General features: G+C 34.0%; 20 protein-coding genes, 1 tRNA gene and 1 pseudogene. 17 read left to right on the forward strand and 5 right to left on the reverse strand.

The features are described 5' to 3' along the window. From BM077_RS02610 to BM077_RS13580, 10 genes are all read left to right on the forward strand, one after another. Positions 1-1,085, forward strand: a 1,085-nt coding sequence (locus BM077_RS02610) for a rhodanese-like domain-containing protein (protein WP_177188338.1), incomplete at its 5' end; no start/stop codon positions are given. Positions 1,086-1,314: 229 nt separating this feature from the next. After that, positions 1,315-3,828, forward strand: coding sequence for a bifunctional aconitate hydratase 2/2-methylisocitrate dehydratase (locus BM077_RS02615; RefSeq protein ID WP_089748204.1), 2,514 nt, complete (start codon positions 1,315-1,317; stop codon positions 3,826-3,828). A 154-nt stretch (positions 3,829-3,982) separates the two neighbouring features. Next, on the forward strand, positions 3,983-4,972 hold the full coding sequence (locus BM077_RS02620; RefSeq protein ID WP_089748203.1) for a metal ABC transporter solute-binding protein, Zn/Mn family: 990 nt from the start codon (positions 3,983-3,985) through the stop codon (positions 4,970-4,972). Further along, on the forward strand, positions 4,959-5,666 hold the full coding sequence (locus BM077_RS02625) for a metal ABC transporter ATP-binding protein (RefSeq protein ID WP_255361542.1): 708 nt from the start codon (positions 4,959-4,961) through the stop codon (positions 5,664-5,666). The genes BM077_RS02620 and BM077_RS02625 overlap by 14 nt, the downstream gene beginning before the upstream one ends. Next, positions 5,660-6,490 (forward strand): metal ABC transporter permease, encoded by an 831-nt coding sequence (locus tag BM077_RS02630; RefSeq protein WP_089748202.1) that lies wholly within the window; start codon positions 5,660-5,662, stop codon positions 6,488-6,490. Before BM077_RS02625 ends, BM077_RS02630 begins: the two co-directional genes overlap by 7 nt. Before the next feature lie 61 nt (positions 6,491-6,551). Then, a complete protein-coding gene (locus tag BM077_RS02635) occupies positions 6,552-6,989 on the forward strand; it encodes a Fur family transcriptional regulator (RefSeq protein ID WP_089748201.1) in 438 nt (145 codons plus the stop codon). A gap of 233 nt (positions 6,990-7,222) precedes the next feature. Then, entirely contained in the window at positions 7,223-7,699 is a 477-nt protein-coding gene (locus tag BM077_RS02640) for a C-GCAxxG-C-C family protein (RefSeq protein ID WP_089748200.1), read from the forward strand. A 1-nt stretch (position 7,700) separates the two neighbouring features. Next, positions 7,701-8,642 (forward strand): TDT family transporter, encoded by a 942-nt coding sequence (locus BM077_RS02645; RefSeq protein ID WP_089748199.1) that lies wholly within the window; start codon positions 7,701-7,703, stop codon positions 8,640-8,642. Positions 8,643-8,838: 196 nt separating this feature from the next. Next, positions 8,839-8,915, forward strand: a tRNA-Arg gene (locus BM077_RS02650). A 411-nt stretch (positions 8,916-9,326) separates the two neighbouring features. After that, positions 9,327-9,719 (forward strand): hypothetical protein, encoded by a 393-nt coding sequence (locus BM077_RS13580; protein WP_089748198.1) that lies wholly within the window; start codon positions 9,327-9,329, stop codon positions 9,717-9,719. A gap of 239 nt (positions 9,720-9,958) precedes the next feature. Here the strand turns inward: BM077_RS13580 and BM077_RS02660 are convergent, their stop codons facing one another. Further along, positions 9,959-10,579, reverse strand: coding sequence for a peroxiredoxin (locus BM077_RS02660; RefSeq protein WP_445082258.1), 621 nt, complete (start codon positions 10,577-10,579; stop codon positions 9,959-9,961). Further along, positions 10,460-10,705 (reverse strand): redoxin domain-containing protein, encoded by a 246-nt coding sequence (locus BM077_RS14170; protein ID WP_445082259.1) that lies wholly within the window; start codon positions 10,703-10,705, stop codon positions 10,460-10,462. The genes BM077_RS02660 and BM077_RS14170 overlap by 120 nt, the downstream gene beginning before the upstream one ends. A 213-nt stretch (positions 10,706-10,918) precedes the next feature. On the opposite strand from BM077_RS14170, the gene BM077_RS02665 reads away from it, so the two are divergent. The 6 genes and pseudogenes from BM077_RS02665 (at position 10,919) to rbsB (ending at position 16,733) form a co-directional block, all read left to right on the forward strand. Next, a complete protein-coding gene (locus tag BM077_RS02665) occupies positions 10,919-11,941 on the forward strand; it encodes a LacI family DNA-binding transcriptional regulator (protein WP_255361541.1) in 1,023 nt (340 codons plus the stop codon). Further along, a complete protein-coding gene (gene rbsK / locus BM077_RS02670; RefSeq protein WP_089748195.1) occupies positions 11,934-12,851 on the forward strand; it encodes a ribokinase in 918 nt (305 codons plus the stop codon). The genes BM077_RS02665 and rbsK overlap by 8 nt, the downstream gene beginning before the upstream one ends. A 3-nt stretch (positions 12,852-12,854) precedes the next feature. After that, positions 12,855-13,250 carry a D-ribose pyranase gene (gene rbsD, locus BM077_RS02675; protein WP_089748194.1) on the forward strand — a complete coding sequence of 132 codons (396 nt, stop codon included), beginning with the start codon at positions 12,855-12,857 and terminating at the stop codon, positions 13,248-13,250. Beyond that, a pseudogene (locus tag BM077_RS14175) lies at positions 13,250-14,741 on the forward strand (sugar ABC transporter ATP-binding protein). The gene rbsD and the pseudogene BM077_RS14175 overlap by 1 nt, the downstream one beginning before the upstream one ends. Positions 14,742-14,743: 2 nt before the next feature. After that, a complete protein-coding gene (locus tag BM077_RS02685) occupies positions 14,744-15,697 on the forward strand; it encodes an ABC transporter permease (RefSeq protein ID WP_089748193.1) in 954 nt (317 codons plus the stop codon). A gap of 115 nt (positions 15,698-15,812) precedes the next feature. Then, on the forward strand, positions 15,813-16,733 hold the full coding sequence (rbsB, locus tag BM077_RS02690; protein WP_089748192.1) for a ribose ABC transporter substrate-binding protein RbsB: 921 nt from the start codon (positions 15,813-15,815) through the stop codon (positions 16,731-16,733). Positions 16,734-16,847: 114 nt separating this feature from the next. Here rbsB and BM077_RS02695 read toward each other — a convergent pair whose 3' ends face one another. Next, on the reverse strand, positions 16,848-17,618 hold the full coding sequence (locus BM077_RS02695; protein WP_089748191.1) for a ParA family protein: 771 nt from the start codon (positions 17,616-17,618) through the stop codon (positions 16,848-16,850). A 150-nt stretch (positions 17,619-17,768) separates the two neighbouring features. Between BM077_RS02695 and BM077_RS02700 the strand changes: the two genes are divergently transcribed. Continuing rightward, the gene (locus tag BM077_RS02700) at positions 17,769-18,941 is read left to right on the forward strand and encodes an MFS transporter (RefSeq protein ID WP_089748190.1); all 1,173 of its coding nucleotides are present in this window, start codon (positions 17,769-17,771) and stop codon (positions 18,939-18,941) included. 106 nt (positions 18,942-19,047) lie between these two features. On the opposite strand, the gene BM077_RS02705 is transcribed toward BM077_RS02700, so the two are convergent. Then, complete coding sequence (locus BM077_RS02705) at positions 19,048-19,248, reverse strand: cold-shock protein (RefSeq protein ID WP_089748189.1); 201 nt, start codon at positions 19,246-19,248, stop codon at positions 19,048-19,050. Between the two features lie 100 nt (positions 19,249-19,348). After that, complete coding sequence (locus BM077_RS02710; RefSeq protein ID WP_176941613.1) at positions 19,349-20,593, reverse strand: amidohydrolase family protein; 1,245 nt, start codon at positions 20,591-20,593, stop codon at positions 19,349-19,351. Between the last annotated feature and the right edge of the window lie 221 nt (positions 20,594-20,814).

Here is a 20,814-nt window from a genome sequence, read left to right on the forward strand (position 1 = left end):
GAGTAAAGACTCATATTCCTTTAGCAGGACCAGCTAATAAACAAGGGAGAATTGTAGCTAATAACTTAACTGGTCGCAAGGAGAAGTTTACAGGAACACAAGGGACTTCCGTAGCCAAAGTATTTGATTTAACTGTTGCTTCGACTGGGAAGAATGAAAAGAGCTTAGAGCAAGAAGGAATTGAATATGAAGCATCCTTTACGATTTCTCGTTCCCACGCTGGATACTACCCAGGTGCTTTTCCAATGACAGTTAAGATTCTGTTTAAACCAGAGGATGGTGAGTTATTAGGAGCACAGATCGTAGGTCGTGATGGAGTAGATAAACGAATCGATGTTTTAGCAACTGCACTTAGATTTAAAAGAAATGTATTTGATTTACAAGAGTTAGAATTAGCTTATGCACCGCCTTATTCTTCAGCTAAAGACCCAGTTAATATGGCTGGCTTTACAGCTGGTAATATTCTTAAAGAGACAACTGGAGTCATTCATTGGTCAGACTTAGATGAAGTAGATTGGCAGGAGTCCGTATTGGTAGATACTAGAACTAAGAAAGAGTATGAGATGGGAGTTATTGACCTTACTGATAATTTAATACATATTCCTCTTAGTAAATTACGCAAAAGAATAGATGAATTACCACAGGATAAAGAGATTATCGTTTATTGTGGTAGTGGGTTGCGTTCTTATATAGCAGCTCGGATTCTGTTGCAGAATGGATTTGATACGGTGAAGAATCTAAGTGGTGGTTATAGACTTTATAAAATAGTTGAGCAGGATAAAGAAGCTAGATCCAAAGGTGAAGTGAAAGATAAAGTAGTACACGGACAGATTGCTACTGATGAGACTGGAGAGCCGTTAGGTGATGCTATTATACTGGATCTTCGAGGAGAACAATGTATGGATGTAAGTGAAAGAGTACAGAATAAAGTTGAAGAGCTAGAAGGTGACGATATTTTAGAGGTGAAGCTTGATGATCCAGCATTTAAAGATGAGGTCAAGTCTTGGTGTGACGAAAGTGGATATGAAGTAATAAAAGTGAAGGAAAAAGAGAGTGAGATAGTCTGTTTTATTAAAAAAGCTTAAGGTAGATAAAGATTCAATTGTGTAGAAGATAGTCACTATGTCTCTATGATTTAGAGATATAGTGGCTTTGCTCTTTCAAATGACCTCTATAAAAAATGTTGATCTAAGTGAACAGGTTTAGCTCACAAATCACTCTGTGAAGATGGATTAAATTTGTAAATGCTGTTGAAATAATGTATAATTATAAAGTGATAAATATCGCTTTTTATGAGGAGGAGAGTAATACAGCATGAAAGAAGAATTAATTGAATTGTTGGAAGGCTATAAAGAAAAAGCTTTAGCCCGCAAAAACGCATATAATTTACCACCGAGACCATTAAATGTTGATGAGGTTGAGGGATTAATAGCGGGTTTAGAAGTAGAAGGTTTAGATGAAGGAGAATTTACTATCTTTACAACTGAACGGATGGACAAGCTAGTTGTAAGATTATTATCTGAAGAAGTAAGAAGAGGGACTTTCCCTTCTTCATATGCTAAAGCTGAAGGTTTGGCTAAAGTTGTTAAAGGTGAGATTGAATCTGATTACTTAAATGCTAAAGAAGCTTTAGCATTATTAGCAGATATGAACGGTGGAGCAGCTACTAGTGAGTTAATCGATATATTAAAAGCGGATTTATTTGTAGAAGAAGTGACTGACATTTTAAAGAAAACGGTATTAGTTAATAAGTCTGAATTTGAAGAGGTAGCTAATTTAGTTGAAGATAAACAAGTAGCGCAAGAGATAATTAAGAGTTGGGCTGAAAGAGAGTTTGCTAAGGATTGGGATTTGCAGGCTGAATATGAAGGAGTTACAATTAAAGTAGGAGATAATATTACTACTGGTCACTTAAGTCCTTCAAAGAATGCTGACAGTAGAACTGACCATCCTCGTCATGCTCAATTTATTATGGATGGACGTGAAGATGAGGAAGACTTTTTAGAACGTTTAGAAGAATTAAAAGAGCAAGATGATAATGTTATCTTTGTGGCAGGAGCTGCATTAGGAGAAGGTTCTTCACGAAAATCAGCTACTTATACGATGTTACAAGTCTTAGGTAAGCCAGTTGAAGGAGAACCAGAAAAGAAGGTTGGGGGAGTGGTTATTGCTAAGAGCTTTGCCCCAATTTTCAAGAACTCTTTAGTAGCTTCTGGTATTGTACCACTTGAATGTAATACTGATTCTATTAATGAAGGGGACCAATTAAAAGTTGATATCGAAGCAGAGAAGTTAACTGTTAATAAGGAAGAAGAATTAGATATTGAACTACCGATTCAATTTATGTTAGATAAGATTGCTGCCGGGGGAATGACTTATTTTGATGCCGGAAATGAATTACAACAGTGGGCAGCAGAATATTGTCGTGAAAGTGGTGTCGACTTTGATGAGAGCAAATTGCCTGCAGGAGCTAAAGAAGAGGATGATAAACCTACTCAAACATTAGCTCAAAAGATTGTAGGAATGAATAGGTTAGATGGGAAAGATACAATTGTACCAGGGGAGACTGCAACTGTAGCAGTAAGAGCAGTTTACTCTCAGGATACAACAGGACCAATGACTCTTGAAGAGTATCAATCGATGGCTGGGGGAGACTTCGGTGCAGAAGCTGTAGTTCAATCATTATGTCATACCGGAGAATGTCCATCTAGTGAAGATAGAGATAGACATAAATTTATTAATGAATTCGTTACTGAACGAGGCGGTGTCTGCTTAGAGCCTGGCGAGGGTATCATCCATACGATTGGAAATCGATTCATACTACCTACAGATGTAGTGGTAGGAGGAGATTCACATACTCGAACTCCAAGAGGAGTTTCCTTCCCAGCAGCATCAGATATCGTAGCAGGGGCTATGAAGTATGGTAAACAAGATTTGACTATGGACGAGTCAGTAAGAGTTATCTTTAAAGGTGAACCAAAGGAAGGAATAACTGCTCGTGATTTGGTTTCTACTTTAGTAGTTTATGCGGAAGAGATAGTAGGTAAAGATGTATATAATGGTCGCATCATTGAAATGGAAGGTGTAGAGTTTTTAGATTCTGATAAGAGATATATCTTAACAAATGCTGTTGCAGAACGAAGTGCTTCAGCAGGAACAGTACCAGCAGATGAAGTCACTATTGAAGCAATCGAAGAAAACTTAGAATACTTAAAGTCAAGAACCGATGCAGAAAGTTGTCCTTCGGTTAAAGATACGATTGAGAGTATTGAAGAGTTTTTAGCTAATCCAGTTCTACCTCAGGCTGATGAAGAAGCAGAATATGCAGCTACTATTGAAATTCCATTAACTGAAGTAGATGAGCCTCTAGTAGCTAAGCCACATCATCCTGATAATGTAGCACCAATATCAGAGGTAGCAGGAACTGAATTAGATGAAGTCTTTATCGGTAGTTGTGTCGGTGGCGACTTGGAAAGTATTAGAGCAGCAGCACGAATCGTTGAAGGTCACAAAGTACCACATGGTCTTAACTTTGTCGTCTGTCCTGCTTCTCGAGATATCTATAATGAATTAGTTAAGGATGGTAGTTTAGCTAAATTAACCGAGGCAGGAGCTACAATTACTATGCCAGGTTGTGGTTTATGTATGGGTAATAAACGAAGAATCGGCTCTGGAGCAACAGCTCTAACTACAACTACTCGTAATTATCAGTCTCGAATTGGACCAGCTGATTCAGAGACTTATTTAGGAAGTGCTCATGTAGCAGCGATGGCAGCTGTACTAGGTGAGTTTCCAACACCAGAAAAATACTTTGAAATGTTTAAGTAAACTTAATATATAATATAATATAATATAATTAATAAACTCTCCTGTGATTTCATAGGAGAGTTTATTTTTTGTATAAAAAGTGTTTAAAATGTTAATTATATGAATAGTAGATGCAAATGATTTGCAAATAAAGATATGGTTAGGGTGAGGTTAATTGTTTAAAGACAGAAGAATATATACTAATCGGCGCTGGTTTCTTTATCTATTATTACTTTTCATAATAGCTACATCATTAGTCTTAATTGATCTGCCTGATAATTGGTGGACTTCTGATGTAAATAAGATAAATAGCCTAAGGAATCAACAGAATAGATTAAATATTTATGTGAGTATTTATCCGTTATATGACTTAGCAAATAAGATTGGTGGAAATAAAGTAGACTTACATCTCCTAATTCCTAATGGTGAAGAAGTACATAGTTATAAACCTTCACTTCAACAGCAAAGTAGATTATTAAAAACGGATTTATTTCTGTATAATGGCGTTGGTTTAGAGCCTTGGGGGACTAAGGTTGCAAAGCTTCTTCAAAAAAAAGGTATCGAAGTTATTAAGGCTAGTGAAGAAGTTAAGCTATTAAAGTTGGAAAATACTTACGTACATAGCCATGGTCAGTATGACCCACATATTTGGTTAGACCCCATTAATATGCAGTTGATTGCTAAACGAGTAAGGGATGAATTTATTGATTTAGATCCTGAAAATAAAAGGGAGTATCAGCAAAATTATAAAAGTTATACGAAGAAGATAGATATTCTTGGTCAAGCATATAGAGCAACTTTGACTAATAGAAATCGAGATTATATTTTGGTCTCTCACGATGCTTTTAGGTATTTGACCAATAGATATGGATTGAATCAGTTATCTGTTACCGGAGTCACACTTCATGAAAAGCCATCGCCAGGAGCTTTGGCTAGATTAATTGAGAGAGTAAGAAAAGATGGGCTAAAATATATCTTTATGAAGAAGTTATCTAATTCTAGGGTGGCAGAAGTATTAGCTAAAGAAACTGGTTTGAAGATATTAACTCTTGATCCGATTATTGGTTTAACTGAAGAAGAGAAGGAGAATAATGCAGACTATTTTTCAATAATGAGTAAAAATCTTAAGAATTTAAGAAAGGCGTTGGTAGATGAAGATGAGTGAAATAATTAAAATAAGAGGCTTGAATTTTGGTTATGATGAAGAAGTAATTTTAAAAGATGTTAATTTAGATATTAGGAACGGCGATTTCGTAGCTTTGGTAGGTCCTAATGGTTCAGGTAAGAGCACTTTTTTAAAACTCTTAACGGAACAGATTTCTTTTCAACAAGGAGAGATAAAACTCTTTGGTCAAAATATAAATGAATTTAGTGACTGGACGAAGTTAGGATATATTTCACAGGAAGTAAAGGAGTTTAACGATAGTTTTCCAGCTACTGTAAAAGAAGTTATCGGAGCTAATTTATATAAGGAGTTTGGAAGGTTTAAGTTATTGAATTTAAGGTTGGACCAAAAGATTAATAGGGTTTTAGAGTTAGTAGATATGTTGGAGCACAAAGAGAGACAGATTGGTAATCTGTCTGGTGGGCAACAACAGAGAATCTTTATTGCTCGGGCCTTAGTTAGTGAACCGAAAGTTATTTTTCTAGATGAACCTTTAGTTGGAGTAGACATTGAGAATCAGAATAAATTTTATAAGTTGCTTAACAGATTAAATCAAGAATTAGAATTGACAATATTAATAATTTCTCATAATATTGAAGCTGTAATTCAGTATGCAAATAGAGTATTTCATTTTGCTAAACAAAAGATAACTCCTCTAAGTGCTTCTCAGGTGGTGGAAAGCAGTCTATGTTAGAAGTTTTTGCTTATTCTTTTATGCGGCGAGCATTTATAGTAGGAAATTTAGTAGCAATAATCTGTCCTTTGATTGGAGTGTTTCTAACCTTAAAGCGATTATCATTAATAGGTCATACTCTATCTCATATTTCATTAGCTGGAGTAGCATTAGGAATGTTACTTGGTATTTATCCTATTTATACTGCGTTAATAGTTGCTATTACTGCATCGCTGGGGATTGAGAAATTACGACAAGACTATAAAGATTATGAAGAATTATCATTAGCTATCATTTTAGCAACAGGCTTAGGAGTGGCAATAATATTGATTAGTTTGATTAGTAATAGTTCAGGAATCTTTAGTTACTTATTTGGTAGTATATCACTAATTACAATGAAAGATATATTTATTATTATTCCTTTAGCAATTTTGATAATAGGTATTATATTCTATTTTTATTATGGTTTCTTTTTTTTAGCCTTTAATGAGGCAGAGGCTAGGTTAGCTGGGGTGCCAGTTAAGAGATTGAATACTATATTTTTAATTATAGTAGCAATTACTGTTGCAATTTCTATGCGGATTATCGGTGGTTTATTAGTATCTTCTTTAATTACATTACCGGTGGCTACTAGCTTGCAGTTAGCCAAAAGTTTTAAAGCAACCATAAGGAATAGTATTATTTTTAGTATTCTTGCGGTTAATGTAGGGCTTATTATTGCTTTTTATCAGGATTTAGCTCCTGGAGGAACGATAATTTTAGCCAGTGTAGTTTGTTTGATTACTGTTATTATTTATAAGTGGGTAAGGGGTCTTATTTGCAGGTGGCAAGAGGTTAAGGTTTAGACTAAGATTGGGATTAAGGTTAAGGATAACACAACGAGTAATGGGGTGTAGGAGATAATATATGGATGAATTAGCTTTTTGGAAGCAGAAATTAAAAGATAAAGAGATTAAATTTACTAAGCAGCGTTTTGCTATTTTAAAAGTTTTAATCAATAGTAATCGACCTTTATCAGCGCAAGAGGTATTTAAAAAGATCAAGAGTAAAGGGGATACTTTGAGATTATCAACAGTTTATCGGAATCTTAATTATTTTGAAGAGAAGAATATTATTTATAGGTTAAATTTATATGGTAAAGAGAGTAGGTTTGAATTAAGAGTGGGTAGAGAGCACCACCATCACTTGGTCTGTGTTATTTGTAGTAAAGTTAGGGCACTGGATTGCCCGTTACATAATTTTGAAGAAAAAGTGAGTGATAAAACGGACTATCAGTTATTTGAACATAAGATAAAATTATATGGATTATGCCCTAGATGCAAGAAGAATAAAGAAAGAAGCTAGTTGAAAAGAACAACCTCAAGAGATTAAATAGTTAAAAAATAATAGTTTTAAGTAGAGTGAACAAGCCTGTTTCTTAAAAAAAGAGACAGGTTTTTTTATTGTATAACAAATTATATTATTTGCAGATTATTAACTTTACCCCCTCTTCTATAAAATTAATTTATATTGATTATTGAAAAGATTTATAATGTGTGATATTATAGTTTATAAGAAAAGATTAGGAGGGGTTAATTTTGCAAACAGATGTAAGAGTAAATGAGGTAAGAGAAGAAGCAGAAGGATTATTTAGGAGTGGGCAGTTTTATTGTTCGGAGGCGATAATTAGTAGTATTAGGAATCAGTTTGAATTAGATATCTCAGATAGAATAATCGCTATGGCTTCTGGATTTCCAGTTGGGATCGGTAAATCAAAATGTGTTTGTGGAGCTGTTTCGGGAGGAGTGATGGCAATCAGTTATTTCTTTGGTCGTACTAAAGGTGGAGATAAACGGGTTGAAAGAAATTTAAGGTTAACAAATGAACTTCAGCAGAGTTTTAAAGACAATCATGGATGTCTTTGTTGTAAGGTCTTAACCGATGGGTTTAATATGGCTTCCGGGGAGCATAAAGACCAGTGTGCTTCTTTTACTGGGGAAGTGGCTGCTAAAGCTACTGAGATAATTTTGCGTGAGATTAATGCAGGCGGCACTACTTTAGAGGAGGCAGAATAAGATGTCTACAATTTTCAAGAGAACACCAGTACCGATAGCAGGTTTGATGCTTGGCTTAGTTGGTGCAGGAAATCTTGTTCTTTCTTATGGAAGTCAATATCGTTATTTGGCAGGGCTGTTAGCTGTGTCAATATTGTTGCTTTTAATAGGTAGACTTTTTATTGACTGCCGAGGAGTTGTTAATGATTTAAAGAATCCAGTGGTGGCTAGTGTAGCCTTAACTTTTTCTATGGCAATTATAATTTTAGCTAGTTATATAGTGCCTTTTTCTTATCAACTGGCTTTATATATATGGTATGGTGGAATTATACTTCATGCTTTATTGGTTATCATATTTTCATTTCGTTTTATTATGAATTTTGATATTAAAAATGTTTTTCCTAGCTATTTTATTGTCTATGTAGGTATAGTAGTCGCTAGTGTAACTGCTCCTCTTTTTAACCGCATTGAGCTGGGGCAAATAATCTTTTGGTTTGGATTTATTGCTTACATGATTCTATTACCGATCGTTACTTATCGAGTCTTTCGGATTGGGGAAATGAAGGATCCTACTTTGCCTACTATTTCTATATTTACAGCTCCAGCGGGACTTTGTTTGGCTGGATATATGAGCGTCTTTCCTGAGAAGAATATGTTGATGTTAGGTTGGTTGCTTTTATTGACTTTAACGATGTTAGCTCTTGTTTTAATTTATTTACCAAAGATGCTTGCAGTAGGTTTTTATCCTAGTTTTTCAGCCTTTACATTTCCTTTTGTAATCACAGCTATAGGTTTAAAATTGACTTCAGGGTTTTTAGAAAAGGAATTTAATAGTACTTTACTTCTTTATCCTGCTCGGATAGCAGAAATTTTGTCAGTCGGATTAGTTCTTTTTGTTTTATTTAAATATTTAAGTCATTTTATTCAGATAAGTAACCAAAAATTATTAAAAATTAAAACATAATGCGGAAGATTGAATTGATATAAGAGTTTTTCAATAAAGAAGATGCTGTAATAGATAATTAAGTTTTAACAAATAATTAAATTATAAATATTATAAAGTAGTAGGAATGTTAATTTAGGGTGAGTTTATAAATAATTATCAAATTATTTATCTTGTAATCGTTCGCAAATTTGGATATAATATATAAGGGAATATGGGGGCTATAGCTCAGCAGGATAGAGCAGCAGACTCCTAATCTGCAGGTCGCAGGTTCAATTCCTGCTAGTCCCACCATTTTTTTGAGTTTACAGTTGGAAAGTGGATAGCAGAAAATAATTTAAATATAAAGGGTATAGGGGATTATGTTCAATTTAAAGAATATGGACATTCAATGATAATGTGACTTAATCAACAGAAGTAGATTTAATTCCATGTTAAAATTTAAAAAGAAGGAAGGTAATTATAGACTCTTTTAATTGAATTACCCCTTGTTAATGAATACCCCTCATTATCTTCCTTCACAATTATATAATACAACATATTCCTTAGTAGGAGACCAGGGTTGTCACAGCTCTGGTCTTATTTAATTTTCACATTCTTTTCACACTCTTTTCATTATATTTTCATATTTAGTATATACAATATACTTAACAAGAAAGGAACAGCCCCTAAAAGGGGATAAATTAACAAAGGAGTGTGGATAAGATGAAAAAAGTAGTAATAGGTGTAACAGTATTGGCGTTAGTATTATCTATGGCGGTAATGGTTATGGCGAAAGAAGGAAATGATAACTGGTTTCAGAAGAATTATCAATTTCAGAAAGATTACATCAACCAGCAGTTAGAAAGAGGTTTAATCACTGAACAACAAGCAGAGTATATGTTAGAAAGATTAGAAACAATGAAGGAATATTATGAAGAGCATGGAGATGAATTAGACAATAGAGGTAATGGTGCTTACCGAATGCCTTGTGGTATGAGTGGCCCGGGTATGATGGGGGGCGCTGGTTTTGGTCCAATGATGCATGGCCCTGGTATGATGAGAGGTTATGGTCAAGGTCCAGGAATGATGGGTGGCTATGGTCCTGGCATGATGTAAAATAGCATATAACTCCCTTTTAAATTAAATATAAAGTAAAAACCTCTCTTTGTCATAGGAGAGGTTTTTACTTTATATTATATTGTTTAATCATTTTTTAAAGGACTTATACTATTATATAATATATTATAATGCCATAAATTATTATAGTAGAGAAAACTAATTATACTGGGGGGATTAAATGAGTAAAAGTATTAATATATTAGAGACTTTCGAAATGAGGTGGTCTACAATTTTAACTATAAATCTTTAAAACATAGATACCAATCGATACAATTCCAATCAGATGGTGGATTTTCAACTCTTCGTATAAGTTGTTGATAAGTGCTAGGTGGTGGCACAACAACTGGTTCACCAGGTTGCCAATTAGCAGGTGTACCAACTTCAAATCGATCTGCCGTCTGTAACGCTTTAACTAATCGTAATATTTCTTCAGTTGATCTACCAACTTCTAAAGGATAATAGTTGATGGCTCTCACAATACCTCGTGGATCAATAATAAAGACTGCTCTAACTGTAGATGTATTACTAGTAGCTTGTTGAATCATACCATACTGCTTAGCAATTTGCATGCTAAGGTCAACAGTGATTGGGAATGGGATCTCCACTCCAGTTTCTTGATAAATATCATAGACCCAAGCTAAATGAGATTGTAGGCTTCCAATACTTAACCCAAGTAATTCAGTGTCTAACCTTTGAAATTCATCGTATGCCTCTGCAAAGGCAATAAATTCAGTTGTTCAGACTGGGGTAAAATCACCTGGATGTGAAAAGAAGACTAGCCAACTACCTCGATAATCGGTTAAAGAACGTCTACCGAAGGTTGTCATTGCTGTGAATTTAGGAGCAGGTGAGCCTATTTCTGGTAAACAGACTCTTTCTACTTCATCTTCTTGTTGTAGTCCTTCATTTGAGAGATTGACTTGGTTTTGATTTGAATTATTATTTGATAATTCTTCAAAATTGTTTGGTTTAGATTCATTCATTATCTAATACCTCCTTTTTAACTATTTTTAATATCATATTCATCAATAATAAGAGGTGTTAAAGCAAAGATGAAAAAATATTATCACAATTACTTGACTAATTTGTCAGAATATTTTATAATGTTATTGAAAGCGTTACCGAAAACGCTTTCATGAAAGATATATTTCTTAAAAGTCATTATTTAATTAAGATATCGGTTGTTATAATGAGGAGTGAATAGATTGAAGGTAACTATAAAAGATATAGCTAAAGAAGCAGGAGTTTCAATTACAACAGTTTCCCGCGTTTTAAATAATAAACCCGATGTTAGTGATAATACAAAAGAGGAAGTACAAAAAGTAATTAATCGACTAGGTTATAATCCTAATGGTGTTGCGAGAGGATTGGTACTAAAAAAAACATATACCATTGGCTTGATTATACCTGATATTAGTAATCCGTTCTTTCCAGAGGTGGCTAGAGGAATAGAAGATAAAGCAAAAGAGTTAGGCTATTCAGTTATCTTCTGTAATACTGATAATAACAAAGAGGAAGAAAGAGAAGCAATTGAATTAATGAGGAGTAAGCAGGTTGATGGTATGATTCTGTCATTATCAATAGGTAATAAAGAAGAATTACATAAATTAGCTAAAGCTAATTTTCCAGTTGTGCAAATTGACCGTAAGATACCTGAGGTAGAGTTGCCAGCAGTAACAATTAATAATAAGACATCTGCCTATCAGATTACTTCTTACTTAATAGAATTGGGCCATACTAAGTTAGCTCATATAGCCGGTGATTTGGCAACTAAAACAGCTCGTGATAGATTGAGTGGTTTTAGGCAAGCGATAGATGAGTTTGGCCTCGAATATAGTGACAATTGGGTTTTAAAAGGAGATTATAGCAAAGAGTCAGGGTATAAGTTAATGACGACTTTACTAGAACAATCACAGCGACCAACAGCTGTATTTATGGCTAATGATTTGATGGCTATCGGTGCTTATGGAGCAGTCTTTGATTCAGGTCTAAAGGTTCCTGAGGATATTTCGATTGTTGGTCATGATGATATTGATATTGCTTCAGCTATTAGACCAGGATTAACAACGATTATGCAGCCTAAGTATAAGTTGGGAATGACTGCAGCAGAAATTTTAATTAAAAGAATAAATGAATCTAATTTCATAGGGGATGATGTAATCTTAAAGCCTAAGTTGCAGATAAGAAGTTCTACAAAGGAGTGGCAAGCTAATGCATAATAAAGTTTTAGTAGTTGGTAGTATGAATATGGACCTAGTAGTACAGACTGAACGTTATCCACAGACAGGAGAAACGATTATCGGCAAATATTTTAAAGAAATTCCTGGTGGAAAAGGAGCTAATCAAGCAGTAGCGGTAGGTAAATTAGGTGGTCAAGTTAGCTTTATTGGTGCATGTGGTATAGATCATTTCGGTGATAGCTTAATATCTAATTTAGAAGAAGCAGGAGTAAAAACAGATAGTATATTTAGACTTGAAGAGAGTACCGGGGTTGCAGCTATAACTGTAGAAGATAGTGGTGATAACCGAATAGTAGTAGTACCTGGTGCTAATGGAAAGTTAAGAAAGACAATGATTGATAAGCGAGAGAATAAGATAAAAGAAGCAGAAGTAATCTTATTACAGATGGAAATTCCTCTAGAAACGATTATTCATACGATCAATTTAGCTGATAAATATCAGACTACTGTTATTCTCGATCCAGCACCGGCCCAAAAGTTACCAGAAGATATTTATGATAAAATAGATTATTTGTTACCAAATGAAGGTGAATTAGATCTACTTTTGGAAGATTATAGGTTTAAAAATCGTCAAGAGAAGATTGATCAGCTTTTAAGTTGGGGAGTAAATAAAGTCTTACTGACGAAAGGAAAGAATGGTATTACTCTTTATACTAATGATGAAGAGCAAGATTATGCAGCTATTGAAGTAGAAGCAGTGGATACTACGGCAGCTGGGGATTCATTTGCAGGAGCGTTTGCTTATTGTTTGCAGCAAGGTTGGGATGAGGAGAAGTCTATTAGATTCGCTAATCAAGTTGCTGCTCTAGCAGTAACTAAGTTAGGAGCTCAGACTTCTTTGCCAAGTCTTTCAGAGGTGAAAGCATTTCAACAGGAAAGGGGCTTATAATAGATGAAGAAAAAAGGTATTCTTAATAGTAACTTATCGCAATTAATTGCAGAAATGGGACATACTGACCGATTAGTAATTTGTGATGTCGGGTTGCCGATTCCAAGACCGGCTAATAGGATTGATTTAGCTTTAACCGCAGGAATTCCTAAATTCATGAATGTTTTACAAGCAACTTTAGATGATTTAGTAGTGGAAAAAGCAATTATGGCTAGTGAAATAAGAGATGTGAGTCCTGATTTACACGATAAGATACTAGAACTTTTAGGAGAAATAGATATTGAATACTGTAGTCATGAAGAATTCAAGGAGATGACTCAAAGTGCTAAAGGAATAGTAAGGACGGGGGAAGTAATATCTTACGCTAATATAATTCTGATTTCTGGGGTTGATTTTTAATGCAGAATGAAGAGATAATTTTGCAGATGAAAGCGATTACGAAAACGTTCCCAGGAGTTAAGGCTCTAGATAATGTTAACTTTAATCTTCATCAAGGTGAAGTCCATGCTTTATTAGGTGAGAATGGTGCTGGGAAGTCAACCTTAATGAAAGTTTTGAATGGAATCTATCAAAAGAATAGTGGTTCAATCTATCTTGAAGGTAATCAAGTTGAGTTTAAAAGTCCCAAAGAAGCACAAGAAGCAGGATTAGCTATTATCCACCAGGAACTAGAATTAATCCCTTACTTAACGGTAGCTGAGAATATATTCCTAGGTCGTGAACCTAAAAAAGGTTTCTTAGTCGATTTTAAGCGTCTCAATGAAAAGACTGAAGAAATTATGAATCGGCTAGGAGTGAATATTGATCCACAAAGTAAAATAAACGAGTTGAATATCGGGAATCAACAGATGGTAGAGATAGCTAAGGCTTTATCACAAGATGCTAATATTTTAGTAATGGATGAACCTACTTCATCTTTAACGCCAAAAGAGATTGAAATCTTATTTGACTTAATTGAACGACTAACAGCCGAAGGGATCTCTATTATATATATCTCACCGAATGGAGGAAATTTTTCAAATTTGTGATCGAGTAACTGTCTTAAGAGATGGTGAGTATGTTGGGGAAGTAGAAATTGATGAAACTGACGAAGATGAACTAATTAAGATGATGGTAGGACGCAAGATTGAGGATAGATTTCCAGAAATCATTAATAATAGATCAGATAAAATCTTGGAAGTTAAAGGTCTAACTGTTCCAGATAAAGTAATCGATCTTTCGTTTGCAGCATATAAAGGAGAGGTTTTAGGAATTGCAGGTTTAATGGGCTCAGGTAGAACTGAGTTAGCTAAAAGTCTCTATGGTTTATTTAATATAGAGGAAGGTGAGATTTACTTTAAAGGTAATAGAGTTAATATTACTTCTCCTAAGCAGGCGATTGAGATGGGAATCTATTATTTAAGTGAAGACCGCAAAGGTGAAGGATTAGTTCTTGATCTTTCAGTACAAGAGAATATTTCCTTATCTGTCTTGCATGAACTATTACAGGCTGGTTTTATAAATGAGAACCAAGAAGCTAAATTAGCAGATGAGTACATTGATAAATTAAGTATTAAGACACCTCATGCTAAGCAGTTAGTTAAAAATTTAAGTGGTGGAAACCAACAGAAAGTAGTTATTTCTAAGCTATTGACTACTGAGCCAGAAGTCGTTATTTTGGACGAGCCTACCCGAGGTATTTATGTAGGGGCTAAAGCAGAGATCTATGATTTGATTAATTGGTTAGTTGAAGAAGGAGTAGCAGTAATCTTAATTTCATCGGAACTACCAGAAATATTGAATTTAAGTCATAGAGTCTTAGTAATGAATGATAGACGAATAGCTGGTGAATTAGATAGAAAAGAAACAAATCAAGAAAAAATCATGAAATTGGCGACAGGAGGAATATAATAATGGGAGAGAAAGCCGTTAATTCTAAATGGAAACAAGGGGTAAAAGTAATTAGTAAATTTAAATCAGGTATTGGTTTGATTGTTTTAGTTATTGCTTTATCTTTAGCCAGTGATTACTTTCTAACAGCCCATAACTTATTAAATGTAACAAGACAGGTTTCGATTAACGCTATTTTAGCAGTCGGTATGACCTTTGTTATCCTAACTGGCGGTATCGATCTATCAGTAGGTTCAGTATTGGCATTATCATCAGCGATTACGGCTGGATTATTAGCTAGTGGGACAGGCATTTTCTTAGCTATTTTGGCTGGTATCTTAGTTGGAACAGTATTAGGTTTAGTTAATGGATTAATGGTAGCTAAAGCCAAAATGCCTGCTTTTATAGTTACTTTAGGGATGATGACTATCGCTCGAGGTCTAACTTTAATTTATTCAGATGGTAGACCTATTTCAGGGTTTAATGAAGTTTTTAGGTTTATTGGTGCTGGTTATTTAGGACCGATTCCTATGCCGGTAGTAATTATGGTAATTATTTTAGTAGTCTGTTATATTGTTTTAAAAAAGATTCCATTTGGCCGTTATGTCTATGCTATAGGCGGAAATGAAAAGGCTTCTAAACTATCAGGGATTAATACTGATACTGTTAAGACCAGCGTTTATATGATTAGTGGTTTTTTAGCAGCAGTCAGTGGAGTTATCTTAGCTGCAAGATTGAATTCTGCTCAACCTACGGCTGGGACAAGCTATGAATTAGATGCAATAGCGGCTGTTGTTTTGGGTGGTACTAGTCTTTCTGGAGGCCAAGGTGGAATAATTGGAACAATTATTGGGGCTTTAATTATTGGTGTCTTAAATAATGGATTGAACTTGTTAAATGTTTCATCATTTTATCAGTTAGTTGCTAAAGGGGCAGTAATCTTAATTGCGGTCTTTTTAGACCGTAGAAGTCAGTAAAAAGCTTGAAGATTGGGGAGGTGAGGCCTGCTTAATGATATTATGAGTTAAAAGCTAGCAGAATTTAGAGGTCAAAAATGTATCAAATAATCTTGATTTTGAGGGAGGATTAAATATGTTAAAGAATAAGTTGGTAATTTTAGGATTAATTATAGTGTTGGCAGTAGGGTTGATGGGGTGTCAAGGTAATGCACCAAAAGAATCGAAAGAAAAAGCAGATGCTTTGAAGATAGGATTTGCTGTATCTACTCAGAACAATCCATTCTTCGTTGACTTAAAAGAAGGAGCAGAAAAGAAAGCTAAAGAAATAGGTGCTAAATTATTAGTGGTGGATGCTCAAGATGATGCAGCTAAACAGCTAAGTAGCATTGAAGATTTAATTGTGAAGCAGGTAGATGTATTAGTTATTAATCCGGTAGATGGAGATGCGATTGTATCTGCAATTCAATCAGCCAATGATGCTAATATTCCAGTAATTACAGTTGATAGAGGTGCAAATGGCGGTAAGGTAGCTTCTCATATTGCTTCGGATAATGTAGCTGGTGGTAAGATGGCAGCAGAATTTATTGCTAAAAAGTTAAATAAAAAAGGTAAGTTAGTAGAACTACAAGGTATTCCAGGGACTTCAGCTGCTCGAGACCGAGGGAAAGGGTTTCATAAAGGTATCGATCAATACGAAGGGTTAGAAGTAGTAGCTAGTCAGCCAGCTGACTTTAATAGAGCAAAAGGAATGACAGTTATGGAAAATATCTTACAAGCTGAAAAAGATATTGATGCTGTATTTGCTCATAATGATTCTATGGCGTTAGGAGCTATCCAAGCTATTGAAGCAGCAGGAAGGTTAGATGAAATAACTGTAGTTGGATTTGATGCTATCGATGATGCTAGAAAAGCAGTTAAAGCTGGTAAGTTAGCGGCAACTATTGCTCAGAAGCCAGGATTAATGGGTGAGATGGCTGTTGAGACAGCTAAGAAAGTAGCAAATGGTAAAACAGTAGATGAATTTACTCCAGTACCATTAAAGTTAATTAAGTAATTAACTTTTATAACTAATTCATATGAGAATCTTAATGTAGTTGAACATATGATTTATATGTCTATAAAGGAGTAGATTAGGTAAAACTAGTCTACTTCTTTTTATTTAATAATATTAAACTTCACCTGCTCTAATCAATTCGCGCGCTAAATCACGGTAAGCAGCAGCACCAGGGATATTTTTAGCATAATAGATGATAGCTTTCTGTCTTTCAGCAGCCTCAGCAAAACGAATACTACGATATATAATGTGGTCATAGACTTTAATTTCGGGTTCAAATGTCTTTTTAATCTGTTTTAAAACAGCTTCAGTATGATTAGTTCGGCGATCAAACATAGTTGGTACTACGCCATTTATCTTTAATTTACTATTTAATTGTCCTTGTACTTTCTTTATCATCTTCATTAAACCATCTACTCCGCGTAAAGCCAAGTATTCACAAGCAATAGGAATAATAACTTGATTAGCAGCAGTCATTGCATTTAAGGTTAAAAGACCTAATGACGGTTGACCATCGATAATTACTAAGTCATAGTTATCGCGAATTGGGTTTAAGATAGCGGTCAGGCGTCGTTCTCTAGCTACGGAATTGATAAGTTCCATTTCACTTACAGCTAAATCGACATTGGCTGGTAGAAGGTGAGCTCCAAACTTTGTTTCTAAAAGAGCATCATTAGTTAAGTCTTCATCTTTAAGAGCATCATAGATACTTAGTTCTAATTTATCTGGTTCATAACCACAATGTAATGTTAAGCCACCTTGTGGGTCTAAATCAATTAAGAGAATATCTTTTCCGAATTCAGTTAAAGCAGCTCCTAAATTTAAAGAAGTAGTTGTCTTTCCTACTCCTCCTTTTTGATTGCCAATTACAAATATTTGCCCCATTTTAGAGTCTCCTCTCTTCTTTTGTACTAATTATACCACTTTTAACCAATTGAAGCAAAGATGATTTTAGCTTTTAATTTGTTAGTCAATAATATATAATAGTCATTGTTTGTAGATATAGTTTCGATTACTGAAATGGAGGCAGTATAAATGGATATTAGTAATAGACGTAAGTTTTTGATTGGATATGCATTTGCAGTTATGTTATTCTTAGGAATCATAATTAACTTAAAAGGGGTCGTCAATCCTTTAATACAGGAAGATTATAATATTAATTATTCTCAATTAGGCTTTGTAGTCTCTAGTTTTTCATTAGGAAGTATAGTGGCTACCTCAATTGGTGGTGTACTAATTCAAAAGTTGGGTTTGAAGAAAAATTTCATCTCAGGCTTCTTATTTAGTAGTATAGCTTTAGTAGGAGTTAGCTTTACTGACCAGTATCAATCATTAATTTTAGTAATGGTGTTACTAGGGTATGGGATAGGTACTTTAAATGTAAGTGCTAATACTTTAGTTTCTAAGCTTTTTACTAAAGAAAAGGGAAAGATGATGAATCGTTTTCATCTATTTTTTGGGGTAGGTGGTTTTATTGCTCCATTATATGCTAGTTTGGTCTTTAAATTTAATTTTAACTGGGAAGCGACTTATTCGTTTGGAATAGTATTTGTTATAATATTATTAGTTTCTTCTCTATTTAGTAACTTTCCTTCTAAACGCCAAGAACAGACTCAAGAAAGTGTACCTTTAAAGGTGCTTTTAGCGGATAGAAGAGTATTAATCTTTATGTTTATTTTTGGATTAGATATAGGTTTAGAAGTAGGTTTAGCTAGTTGGTTAGGAGTATATTTAGATGATGTGCAGATGAGGAGTAAAGAAGAAATCAGTTTTTATATTTCTGTTTTCTTTATTTTATTTACACTAGGGCGTCTCCTAGCTAGCATGGTAGTAGAAAAATTTGAGTATCTAAAGTTTGTTATATTGACGACTGTAGTAACTATCCTTCTTTTGGGTTTGGGTTTATTAGGGCCGAATTCATTTGCAATCTTCTTTTCAATGACTGGTTTCTTTATTGCTATGAATTTTCCAACCTTACAGGCGGCAATGTTTCAAACATTTAAAAGAAATGTATCGGTTATTTTAGGTGCTACTTTAACTGCTGGTAGTTTAGGGAATGTTATCTTGGCTAATTGGTTAACCGGATTACTTAATGATCTATTAGGTATTAGGATAGGATATGGTGTTATGATATTTTATGGGCTATTTCTAATTGGATTAGTTTATTATGTTCATTCTTCTTATGTAAAAAATAGTAAAGCTAATTAGTAAAGGCAGTATAGAAGACTAGGAGATAAAAAAAGAGTCATTCGGTTAACCGAATGACTCTTTTCAGAAATAATCTATATTATTGCTTTACGCATATAATAGGCGATTATAACTTAACTACATTTTCAGCTTGAGGTCCTCTATCTCCCTCAACAACTTCAAATTCTACTTCTTGGTCCTCTTCTAAAGTCTTGAATCCATCATCTTGAATAGCTGAGAAATGTACAAATACGTCGTCTTCACCTGGTACCTCAATAAATCCATAACCTTTTTCTGAGTCAAACCATTTTACTGTTCCTGTTTTCATAAAAAATAATTCCTCCTTGTAAATAATAAATCTAATTTATTATAACATGATATGGTAAGCTTGTCAAAAGATAATTTAATAAAAATCAATTTTTTAAAATTCATGCCTCTAATTGTGATAATTTAGTTTCGTTATTTATTGGAGTGTAGAAGACTAATTCAGGATCTTTAAGTAAAGAAAGGTCATTCAATGGATTGCCCTTAACTCCAATTAAGTGAGCTTCTTTATTTGCTTCAATACTACCTAATTTTTGATCTAGGCCAATGATTTCAGCATTATTAATAGTAGCAATTTTAATAATTTCTAAAGGAGTCAAAGAGGTTTGGTTAAATAATTCTAATTCTCTAAAATAAGAGAGACCATGTCGCACTTGGTAAGCTCCAGCATCTGTACCTATTCCTAACCTAACTCCTAATTCTTTTGCTTTATCTATCATTTTTAATTGTAGTTTGTAAGTTCTTTTGATAACATCTAGCTCTTCATCAGAATATTGATCTGGGACTTCCGTTTGATTAGCTACTGGAACTACAGTAGGAATCCAAGGGATATCTTTTTCAGTCATTAATTTCAAGGATTCTTCACTTAAAAAGTAGCCATGCTCTAAAGTGTCTACGCCTGCTTTAATTGACACTTGTACCGCTTCGTTTGAACTAGCATGTGCCATTACTTCAAGGCCTAAGCTATGGGCCAAATCTACTATATACTCTAAATTATCAACATCAAATTGAACTTGACCTACCTTGCCATAATTACTAAAGCTTACAATCCCGGAAACTAAGACTTTCAATTGGTCAACTCCTAGATTATAAAGTCGAGTAATCTCATTTTTGATCTCTTTTTTAGAGTTGATACCTGGTCCTAAAAAAGAACCGTAGTTTCCGTCTTTATAGATAGCTTGCCCAGTAGAGATGATTTGTGGTCCAACTATTTCATTATTAAGGATTCTTCTTTTACTGTTTAATCCTATTTTAATTTTATCTCCGCCATCACGAATAGCTATTATTCCTTTCTTAATAGTATTTTCAAGTTCCTGTTTAACTCTTTTATTCGTTTTAGCTGGTGACTTCCATTCTTCAGTAGTTTTTTTGAAGTCTATGCCATCTAATGCTAGATGAACATGGCTGTCGATTAGTCCTGGTAGTATTGTAGTGTCATTTAGATCAATCTTATGGTAGTTGTTTAATTCTGGATGATTGTTTAATTTCTTTTGTGGGATAATATTTTTGATTTGCTGGTTTTCAATAAAGATAGCTTGGTTATTTTTAGGTTGAGCACCTGTACCATCAATAACCCTTTTGGCTAAGATTAGCAGTTTGTCTTTTGGATTAATCTGATTAAGATGCATCTTTATATTATCAACTCCTTGATTATTTCCAGTCATTTGGTATATTATGTTTCTACTCCTATATTCTAGATACGAATGTTAATACCTTTTTGTGAAAAAATTATAATATGAAAATTTAATTAATAATGAAGGTTAATTCTTAATAGTTATTGAAAAATACATAAAAGATAGTTAAATTAAAAAACTATTAACTAATAATTAGGTAGTTAAGAGAGGTAGGG

Origin of the sequence: Candidatus Frackibacter sp. WG13, from assembly GCF_900114655.1 — a bacterium.
GTDB lineage: Bacteria > Bacillota > Halanaerobiia > Halobacteroidales > Acetohalobiaceae > Frackibacter.

Coding starts and splice junctions, on each gene's coding strand:
- BM077_RS02625 (WP_255361542.1), top strand. CDS start 4,959: ATGAAGATGAGTGAAATAATTAAAATAAGAGGCTTGAATTTTGGTTAT.
- BM077_RS02710 (WP_176941613.1), bottom strand. CDS start 20,593: ATGCATCTTAATCAGATTAATCCAAAAGACAAACTGCTAATCTTAGCC.
- BM077_RS02645 (WP_089748199.1), top strand. CDS start 7,701: ATGTCTACAATTTTCAAGAGAACACCAGTACCGATAGCAGGTTTGATG.
- BM077_RS02615 (WP_089748204.1), top strand. CDS start 1,315: ATGAAAGAAGAATTAATTGAATTGTTGGAAGGCTATAAAGAAAAAGCT.
- BM077_RS02635 (WP_089748201.1), top strand. CDS start 6,552: ATGGATGAATTAGCTTTTTGGAAGCAGAAATTAAAAGATAAAGAGATT.
- rbsD (WP_089748194.1), top strand. CDS start 12,855: ATGAAGAAAAAAGGTATTCTTAATAGTAACTTATCGCAATTAATTGCA.
- BM077_RS02700 (WP_089748190.1), top strand. CDS start 17,769: ATGGATATTAGTAATAGACGTAAGTTTTTGATTGGATATGCATTTGCA.
- BM077_RS02705 (WP_089748189.1), bottom strand. CDS start 19,248: ATGAAAACAGGAACAGTAAAATGGTTTGACTCAGAAAAAGGTTATGGA.
- rbsK (WP_089748195.1), top strand. CDS start 11,934: ATGCATAATAAAGTTTTAGTAGTTGGTAGTATGAATATGGACCTAGTA.
- BM077_RS13580 (WP_089748198.1), top strand. CDS start 9,327: ATGAAAAAAGTAGTAATAGGTGTAACAGTATTGGCGTTAGTATTATCT.
- rbsB (WP_089748192.1), top strand. CDS start 15,813: ATGTTAAAGAATAAGTTGGTAATTTTAGGATTAATTATAGTGTTGGCA.
- BM077_RS02685 (WP_089748193.1), top strand. CDS start 14,744: ATGGGAGAGAAAGCCGTTAATTCTAAATGGAAACAAGGGGTAAAAGTA.
- BM077_RS02695 (WP_089748191.1), bottom strand. CDS start 17,618: ATGGGGCAAATATTTGTAATTGGCAATCAAAAAGGAGGAGTAGGAAAG.
- BM077_RS14170 (WP_445082259.1), bottom strand. CDS start 10,705: ATGAATGAATCTAAACCAAACAATTTTGAAGAATTATCAAATAATAAT.
- BM077_RS02630 (WP_089748202.1), top strand. CDS start 5,660: ATGTTAGAAGTTTTTGCTTATTCTTTTATGCGGCGAGCATTTATAGTA.